Source organism: Paenibacillus sp. JT31N11 (assembly GCF_056269285.1).
Genome location: NZ_JBWDNQ010000027.1, coordinates 50,635 through 59,571 on the forward strand (window position 1 = coordinate 50,635; position 8,937 = coordinate 59,571).

At 52.1% G+C, this 8,937-nt stretch carries 7 protein-coding genes; all 7 read right to left on the reverse strand.

From position 1 onward, the window contains the following. Positions 1 to 103: 103 nt before the first annotated feature. Positions 104 to 2,692 carry a primosomal protein N' gene (priA, locus tag AC0YNV_RS38355; protein WP_475772721.1) on the reverse strand — a complete coding sequence of 863 codons (2,589 nt, stop codon included), beginning with the start codon at positions 2,690 to 2,692 and terminating at the stop codon, positions 104 to 106. Beyond that, the gene (coaBC, locus tag AC0YNV_RS38360; RefSeq protein WP_475772722.1) at positions 2,689 to 3,900 is read right to left on the reverse strand and encodes a bifunctional phosphopantothenoylcysteine decarboxylase/phosphopantothenate--cysteine ligase CoaBC; all 1,212 of its coding nucleotides are present in this window, start codon (positions 3,898 to 3,900) and stop codon (positions 2,689 to 2,691) included. The genes priA and coaBC overlap by 4 nt, the downstream gene beginning before the upstream one ends. Positions 3,901 to 4,213: 313 nt before the next feature. Beyond that, a complete protein-coding gene (gene rpoZ / locus AC0YNV_RS38365) occupies positions 4,214 to 4,420 on the reverse strand; it encodes a DNA-directed RNA polymerase subunit omega (protein ID WP_210047070.1) in 207 nt (68 codons plus the stop codon). 19 nt (positions 4,421 to 4,439) lie between these two features. Next, the gene (gmk, locus tag AC0YNV_RS38370; protein ID WP_475772723.1) at positions 4,440 to 5,057 is read right to left on the reverse strand and encodes a guanylate kinase; all 618 of its coding nucleotides are present in this window, start codon (positions 5,055 to 5,057) and stop codon (positions 4,440 to 4,442) included. A gap of 14 nt (positions 5,058 to 5,071) precedes the next feature. After that, on the reverse strand, positions 5,072 to 5,332 hold the full coding sequence (remA, locus tag AC0YNV_RS38375; RefSeq protein WP_020615370.1) for an extracellular matrix/biofilm regulator RemA: 261 nt from the start codon (positions 5,330 to 5,332) through the stop codon (positions 5,072 to 5,074). Between the two features lie 370 nt (positions 5,333 to 5,702). Continuing rightward, positions 5,703 to 7,583 carry a bifunctional homocysteine S-methyltransferase/methylenetetrahydrofolate reductase gene (locus AC0YNV_RS38380; RefSeq protein WP_475772724.1) on the reverse strand — a complete coding sequence of 627 codons (1,881 nt, stop codon included), beginning with the start codon at positions 7,581 to 7,583 and terminating at the stop codon, positions 5,703 to 5,705. 24 nt (positions 7,584 to 7,607) lie between these two features. Further along, entirely contained in the window at positions 7,608 to 8,438 is an 831-nt protein-coding gene (gene dapF, locus AC0YNV_RS38385; RefSeq protein ID WP_475772725.1) for a diaminopimelate epimerase, read from the reverse strand. Positions 8,439 to 8,937: the final 499 nt, after the last annotated feature.

Here is an 8,937-nt window from a genome sequence, read left to right on the forward strand (position 1 = left end):
TAAGCGATACTTAAGTTATTGCGTGGTTATACCTGAATGCTCGAGGGAACCCGAGCGATTCAAGCCATAACTCACTTCGTAAGCGATACTATTTTGCAAATCGCTATAGGATCATTTGTGGATCAACATCCACACTGATGAGTACAGGCGGTTGACCCAGCTTCCCCGAGAGTCCGTGGATGGCCTGCTTCAGCATGCCGACTGCGTCAACGTTTCCCCGATATTTTATCATACATTGAAAACGATAGCGATCTTTCATTCTGGGAATAGGAGACGCTACGGGACCCAGAATATCAATAAAACTGCGGCTTTCACCGGCGGTTCCGGATACCCCGCTGTCATTCGTCATCTCTCTGAGCCGGGTGGACAGCTTCTCTCCGACCGATATAAGCAGAGGCAGCTGCTCATGCGAGAGAGTTACGAGAATAAGCCGGCAAAAAGGAGGATAGGACATAAAACGCCTGTGCTCCAGCTCATGAGCAATAAATGCGGAATAATCATGCTGCTGTGCCGTAATAATCGCATAATGCTCAGGGTTATAGGTCTGGACAATAACTTCACCCGGCAGTTCATGTCTTCCCGCCCTGCCCGCAACCTGCGTAAGAAGCTGAAATGTTTTCTCCGCTGCGCGAAAATCAGGAAGATGCAGCGATGTATCCGCAGCGATAACACCCACTAAAGTAACATATGGAAAATCAAGGCCTTTGGCTACCATTTGCGTACCAAGCAAAACATCCGCTTTACGCTCGCCGAAAAGCGTCAGCCATTTCTCATGCGAGCCTTTCTCTGTCGTCGTATCGACATCCATTCGAATAACGCGAATGCCAGGAAAAAGCTTGGAGAGCTCTTCTTCAACTTTCTGGGTGCCGGTTCCAAAAAAACGGATATGCTCGCTTTCGCAGGTCGGGCATTTCGAGGGGGCAGCTTCAGCATGACCGCAGTAATGACACCGCAGCGCCCGTGATTTTTGATGATAGGTAAGCGAGATGTCGCAATGCGGGCAAAGTGCCGTATACCCGCAGGAGCGGCACATGACAAAGGTTGAGTAGCCCCGCCGGTTCAGCAGCAGCACCGATTGCTCGCCGCGATCCAGACGATTCTGCAGCTGCTCATGCAATTGACGGCTGAACATGGAGCGGTTGCCTTCGCGCAGCTCCTCCCTCATATCCACCAGCCGGACAGGCGGCATCGGTCTGCCCCCTACCCGGTCCGGCATCGGCAGGAGTCCCGAGATCCGCCCTGTGTCACGCTTATCCCGAAATGATTCAGAAGCATCTGATGCTTCGCGGTGATTTTCTTTGGCTGCGGCAGCGCTGAAATCCGCTGAGCTTGCGCTCGCCGTTCCAGGATGAGTGGCCGCGGCATAGCTTTCAAGTGAAGGTGTGGCTGACCCGAGGACAACCGTGGCATGATGCTGTCTTGCTCTTCGCACGGCAACATCGCGCGCATGATATTTCGGACTCTCTTCCTGCTTATAGGAGGATTCATGTTCCTCATCAATAATAATAAGTCCGATCCGCTCGAACGGAGCAAATATAGCCGAGCGGGCGCCAACTGCAACCTGTGCCCGCCGCTCGCGGATTTTACGCCATTCATCATAGCGCTCCCCGTTCGATAACCGGCTGTGAAGCACCGCCACGGCATTGCCGAAGCGGCCTTTAAAACGCTCCACCATCTGTGGAGTCAGGGAGATTTCCGGTACGAGCACAATCGCCTGCCGCCCCAGTTCCAAACAATGCTGGATCGCCTGCAGATATACCTCTGTCTTGCCGCTTCCAGTTACTCCATGGAGCAAAAACACGCGGGGGTCGCCAGCGTCGACTGACGCTTCGATTTTTTGATAAACAGCCCGCTGTCCCTCCGTGAGGGGCAGCGGGGATGTCCTTGTAAAGTCGCGCCCCGCATAAGGATCGCGGTCATGCTCTACCTCGCCAAGCGTAATAAAGCCTTTGTCTGCCAGTGTCCGCACGGTACTTGCCGTCGTTGGAACTTCCTCCACCACGACCTGCATGGCAGCCGGTTCTCCCCGCTTCATCATATACTGGAGCACTTCCCTCTGCTTGACAGCACGGGGCGGAATCAGGTTCAACGCTTCAAGAGCAGCCTCTCTGTCCACAGGCGGGAAGACGGTCAGAACCTTCCGTACAGCCATCCTGTCACGAATGGATACACGCGCAAGAAGCAGGCCGTCACGGATAGCAGCCTTTACGGAAGCCGCATCGGCGGGATACCGCTCCTGCAGACTCGTCATACGGACAGTTCCGCCGTTATGACGGATATAATCGACCCATCCTCCCGCAAGAGATAACAATGTATGCTCGGCTTTGACAGCATCCTCGGACAAAGTAACCGTCGTTTCCGCTTTCCCCTTGAGGGCGGCAGGAATCATCGCCTGCAGCGCGATCGTCAGCGGACAGCAATATTTATCGCTGATCCACTGGGCCAGCTCAATCAAGTCCGGAGATAATGGAGGTGTATGGTCAAGCAGCTCGGCTACCGCTTTAAGCTTGGACCGGTCTACATCCGCCCATTCCGCAAGGGAAATAACGAAGCCCTGAACAACCCTTCCTCCGAAGGGAACCCCGACTCTGCTGCCGACTTCGACCCAACCCGTCCACTCCTGGGGTACTTCATAATCAAAAGGCCGATCGGTCTGTCTGCTGGGGACGTCAACGATCACTTTAGCGATCATTCCCCGGCCCTCCGGGCTGACATCCGTTGAACAATAATTTCCAGGAGGCGGTCGGCAACCTGCCTTTTCTGCATCAGAGGAACCGTTTCGATAAGTCCCTCCTCACCGTAAATCGATACAATATTGGTATCGTGATTAAATCCGGCCCCCGCTTCGGCGACATTGTTGGCTACGACCAGATCGCAATGCTTGCGGTGCAGCTTGTCCATTGCATATTGCTCCATCTGCTCCGTCTCCGCAGCAAAGCCGACAAGATATTGCCCCTGCTTGCGTTCGCCGAGCGTCTGCAATATATCCGTTGTACGCTCGAGCTCAATCACCAGCCGCTCATCCGATTTCTTGATCTTCTTATCGGCTACTGCAACGGGGCGGTAATCGGCCACTGCCGCTGCTTTCACAACGATGTCCGCATCCTCATAGCGTTCCAGTACCGCCTGGAGCATTTGCTCTGCCGACTCGACTTTGACAAGCGTTACGCCGCCGATAGCTTCCGCCGTCGTTCTTGCTGCAATCAGGGTTACTTCAGCGCCGCGATTAGCCGCCGCTTCTGCAATGGCGAATCCCATTTTACCCGAGGAATCATTGGTCAAATAGCGGACTGGATCGAGCCGTTCCACTGTTCCTCCGGCGGTAACCAGAACCTTCTTTCCTCTTAGCGATTGGCTTTGTGCAAACCAGAGTCCAGCCGCATGAACAATATCTTCAGGCTCCGCGAGCCTGCCTTTGCCGACGTAACCGCAGGCCAGCTGGCCCGTACCGGGTTCAATAAACCGGACGCCGCGATCCGCAAGCAGCTGCATATTGCGCTCAACCGCAGGATGCGCGTACATATGGACATTCATCGCAGGAGCCACCAGGACCTGTGCGGTTGTAGCCAGCAGCGTCGTACTGAGCATGTCATCCGCCAGCCCCCCCGCCATCTTCGCCAGAATATTGGCCGTAGCCGGAGCGACAATGAACAAATCCGCACTGTCTGCAATATCGATATGGGATACAACAGACGGGTCATATTCATGGAAGGTATCGATATGAACAGGATGACGCGATAAAGTTTGCAGGGTCAAGGGCGTTATGAACTTGGTTGCGGATTCCGTCATAATGACCCGCACTACTGCACCTGCCTGAACCAGCTTGCTGCACAGCGCTGCCGCTTTATAAGCGGCAATCCCCCCCGATATGCCAAGTACAATCGTCTTTCCTTTCAGCATGCTTCTCCTCCTTTCTTTCCATTCCATTCAAGTAACAGCAGCCTTTATGAGTGATAGCGGCCATGAAAAACGGTCCTTGGGCATCCTCTGACGCCAAACACGTTTATTCCCATGGACCTCGTAGAAATCTATAAAATTGAAACTGATAAATGCTATAAGGCTAGAAGAAACGGCTGTCGCCGTCCATTGGTGGCGCACCAAGTTTCTTCCTTCAGACCTTATAGAAATGGATAAATGTGAAACTTATACATGATATAAGGTTAAAAAAATAACAACCACAAGGGTTGTTATTTCGGGCATGAAATCATCTTGCTTAATCCTGCCTGTTTGTACTTTCTACAACCAGTATATCGTGATAAATTTCCTCCAGCGCAACACCCACATACTTATGTGATCTCGGATTGCGAAGTTCGGATTTGGCGCCGTCCCGGATCATTCTTGCCCGTCGTGATGCAGCAACAACTAATGAATACTTGCTGTCCACTTTCTTCATCATCTCATCGATCGATGGATACAACATATTTCTTCACCTCGCTCGCTTAGGCTTTCTCGGAAGCTTCCTGCATCGTTGCAAGCTCGGCAATGAACCGGTCCTTGCGGCAATGCTCGGCCGTGATGATGCTTTGTATTCGATGGCAAGCCGCATCTATTTGGTCGTTCACGACTGCGTAATCGTAATAGCTGATCAGATTCATTTCCTCCACGGCTACTGACATCCGATGGTCGATCACATCCGCATTCTCCGTACCGCGGCACGTAATACGATGCTTCAATTCGTCCAGGGAAGGAGGAACCAGGAAGATAAAAACGCCTTCAGAGAATTTCTCTTTCACTTTCAATGCGCCTTGAACTTCAATTTCCAGAATGATGTCTTTGCCCATAGCAAGCGTACGCTCCACAAAATCCCGCGGCGTGCCGTAATAATTTCCGACATACTCGGCATATTCCAGAAGCGCATCATGCGCAATCATATCCTGAAATTGTTCTCTTGTTTTAAAAAAATAATTAATACCGTCTACTTCACCCTGCCTGGGCAGCCGAGTCGTTGCCGACACGGAATATACAAGGTCGCTCTGCCTTCGCCGCAGCTCAGAGCATACCGTTCCTTTGCCGACGCCTGAGGGGCCGGATAAAACAATCAATAATCCTCTGCTCATAATACTCCCCGTCACTATTCGTCGTGATCGTCATCCTTGGTTGAAAGCCGATGAGCCACCGTTTCCGGTTGGACCGCCGATAAAATGACGTGATCGCTGTCCGTTATAATAACAGCGCGAGTCCTTCTGCCATAGGTCGCATCGATCAGCATATGCCGGTCGCGCGCTTCCTGAATAATTCGTTTAATAGGTGCTGATTCCGGACTTACAATGGAAATAATCCGATTGGCGGAAACGATATTGCCGAATCCAATATTTATTAATTTGATAGCCACGCCAGGTTCCTCCTCCGACTCTCTCCTGTATGCAACAGCAATATATACATGATGTATAGATGAACGCAAGAACGAAAATGTATAATTTATCTGCCAAATGAAGGAAAAAGCAGAGCCATTGCACTATTCTTGACGAAAAAAGCCCGGAGCATACGTTTGCCCTCCTGGTTTAAAAGCTGCACAGATTCGGCCGGCATTGGCTTGTCTGTCTTTAAGTGAGCGCAATCAAACCGGCATGGCAAGTGCATCCATTGCTCTATTCTAATTCATTTTCTTACAACGAACAAGTGTTAAGAGAGCTCGCAATAAAAAATAACTGCAGACTGTCAAACCGTCATCTGGAGCAAAGATGAAACAGACGGAAAAATATTTATCGGGCGACGGTCGTTTTTTGCCATACATACCGGGTCAGCTTGACCGTCATATCGTAAGACAGGAACGGGGTAATGAGATAGATCCCTTTAAAATGCGGAAGGGCCGCTTCCAGCAATTCCTTGGCAATCCGGACGCCCTCTTCCCGCCCCGCTTCGCCTTCCAGACCCGCCATCCGTTTGCGTACTTCATCCGAAAGCTGGATGCCGGGCACTTCATTGTGTAAATATTCAGCATTACGGCCGCTCGCAAGCGGCATTATACCGATGAAGATCGGAACGGATAAATGGCGGGTTGCCTCGGCGATCTGGATGATTAAATCCGGATTATAGACGGGCTGAGTCATAATATAATCAGCGCCATATTCAATTTTGCGCTCCAGTCGCTGCACGGCTTTGTCCAAATATTTTACATTGGGGTTAAAAGCGGCTCCTGTGATAAAATTCGCTTTTTGCTTGAGCGCCTTCCCCGAAAAGGATACTCCCTCATTCAGCTGTTTGATCATTCGGATCATTTCGAAGGAAGTCAAATCATAGACGGAGCTTGAATCCGGCAAATCCCCGAATCGCGCAGGATCTCCCGTAACCGCAAGCACATGGTCGATCCCCAGCGCATCCAGCCCCATCATATGCGACTGCGTGCCAATCAGATTGCGGTCACGGCAGGCAATATGCACTAGAGGCCGAAGGCCCACCTGCTGCTGCACGATGGAAGCCAGCGCCAGATTGCTCATGCGCGTGACAGCCAGTGAATTGTCCGCCATCGTTACCGCGTCGGCACCGGCTTCTTTCAGCGCGGCTGCGCCGGCCATGAATTTGCGGATGTCCAGATCGCGCGGCGGATCCAGCTCAACAATAACCGTATGGCGCTCCTTCACCAGATCAACAATGGAAGGCTCTGCGGCATTCACGCCCCCGCTGCCCGTGACCATGATTTCCGCTTGAGGAGCAATGACTACGGGACGCTCGGCGGTCATGACCGCTGCCCGCATTTCCGCGCTCACTGGCCTCGGCACATAACCGTCCAACGATGCGGATATTGCGGCTATATGCTCAGGTGTTGTCCCGCAGCAGCCGCCGATAATCCGTGCGCCGCGGTCAGCGAATTTGCGTGCGGATTCTGCGAAATATTCAGGCGTAGCGGTGTAGAGATATTTGCCGTCCACATAATCCGGAATACCCGCGTTGGGAAAAATGGACATCGGCAGAGAAACCTCTGCGCCAATGGCGTCTATTGCACGAAGAATTCCATTCGGGCCGCTGCGGCAATTAAAGCCGACAACGTCCGCTCCTTCTTCTTTCAACCTCTCAAATGCAAAGGCCAGCGTATGACCATCCTGCGTCACCGCCTCCTTCTCAATGGCGAATTGGCAAAGCACGGGCACGGCCGATTGCTGGCGCACTAACTTGAGTACAAGCAGCGCTTCCTCCAGGTCATAGAACGTCTCCAGCAGCAGCCCGTCCACTTCCTCGCTCAAGAGTCCGTCAATTTGCTGTTGAAACGACTGCTTGAGATGATGGGAGCGGATGTTCTTCCTTTTGCCCGCACGGATTGAGCCGATGGCTCCTACCACATACGCATCGCTGCCGACAGCGGATCTGGCGATCTGTACGCCTGCCTTGTTGATTGCCGCGACATCCGAGTCCAGCCCGTACCGAATCAAGCTTTCCCGATTGGCTGAGAACGTGTTGGTTTCGATAATCCGTGCGCCGGCCTCATAATAGCGGCGATGCACATCTGCAATTACATTTGGTTTGAGAATATTAAATTCTTCATAAGAAACGCCGACCGGGAAGCCCATTTGGTATAAAAAAGTTCCCATCGCGCCGTCGCCGGTCAAGATGCGCGATCCCAGCGCTTCCCGTAAATCCGGTTTCATGGTCAAAACTCCTTCTGTCATTCGTTACAGCTTTCCGTTGAATACTTCTGCTGCCGGTCCTGTCATATATACATGGTTATCCGCTTCATTCCACTCAATGAACAAATCCCCGCCTTTGAGCGAAACGGTCGCTGTACGGTCCGTGTATCCGTTCAGCACGGATGCCACGACGGTGGCGCATGCTCCTGTGCCGCAGGCAAGCGTTGGCCCTGCGCCGCGCTCCCATACGCGCATGTCCGTAAAATCTCTGGACCGCACGGTTACGAATTCCACATTGATTTTACGAGGGAATAACGGATGAACCTCCAATTTGGGACCCCAGAGAGCAAGATCGAAATTGACGGCATCATCCACATAAATGACACAGTGCGGATTGCCCATGGAAACGGCGGTAAATTGAAACTCCCGGCCATCCACTTCGATTGGCTGATTAATCACCGGCTCGGCATCAATTGTCGTCGGCACCTGAAGACCGTTCAGAATCGGTGCCCCCATGTCGACGCGGACCGTTTGTACTTTGCCATCGCTCACCGTTAACTGCACCCGCTGGGCACCGGCTCCCAATGTTTCAATTGAAATGTCCTGTTTATCGGTCAGACCCTTGTCATATACATATTTGGCCACGCAGCGGATCGCATTGCCGCACTGCTCGGCTTCTGATCCGTCTGAATTGATGATGCGCATCCGAAAATCCGCGATTTCCGATGGCAGGATATAGACCAATCCATCCGCACCGATGCCAAAAAACCGGTTGCACAATTCCTCGGCAAGCTCTGCTGCGTTCGTTGGTAGACTTTCCTCGCCTGCGACAATGATAAAATCATTGCCCAGCCCATGCATTTTTGTAAAATTCATCAGCTTGCACTCCTTTATCCATAAGGGAAACAGTAGTTAAGATTTCTTATTAGCATAACGCAAAGCGTGTCTGATGGCTATTGATAATTTCACTCATTGTTTGCACATATCCCCCTAAGTCCCCCTTGGAAAGGAGGATTCCCTCTGGTTTTTCCTCCCTAAATCCCTCCTGAGGAGGGACCCCAAGGGCCCCGGCCCTCTGGACACCCGGATGGAATAACGTGGTTGGTAGAGAGATGTTCCCTGGTCAGGTATGAGCGTGCAGCGTTTACATCCCTTGCGGGACACACTACCATTCGATGTACCTTTGGTACCTGGTGCCCCGTTGGGGCTTGAATAACGTTGGATGCACAGAGATGCTCCCTAGTTAGGTATGAGCGTGCAACGTTTACGTCCCTTGCGGGACACACTTCCATTCCATGTACCTTTGGTACCTGGTGCCCCGTTAGGGCTTGAATAACGTTGGATGGACAGAGACGCTCCCTGGTCAGGTATGAGC

What these genes read in the sequence shown, in the direction of transcription:
- priA (WP_475772721.1), bottom strand. Translation starts at nt 2,692, where the DNA reads ATGATCGCTAAAGTGATCGTTGACGTCCCCAGCAGACAGACCGATCGG.
- coaBC (WP_475772722.1), bottom strand. Translation starts at nt 3,900, where the DNA reads ATGCTGAAAGGAAAGACGATTGTACTTGGCATATCGGGGGGGATTGCC.
- rpoZ (WP_210047070.1), bottom strand. Translation starts at nt 4,420, where the DNA reads ATGTTGTATCCATCGATCGATGAGATGATGAAGAAAGTGGACAGCAAG.
- gmk (WP_475772723.1), bottom strand. Translation starts at nt 5,057, where the DNA reads ATGAGCAGAGGATTATTGATTGTTTTATCCGGCCCCTCAGGCGTCGGC.
- AC0YNV_RS38380 (WP_475772724.1), bottom strand. Translation starts at nt 7,583, where the DNA reads ATGAAACCGGATTTACGGGAAGCGCTGGGATCGCGCATCTTGACCGGC.
- dapF (WP_475772725.1), bottom strand. Translation starts at nt 8,438, where the DNA reads ATGAATTTTACAAAAATGCATGGGCTGGGCAATGATTTTATCATTGTC.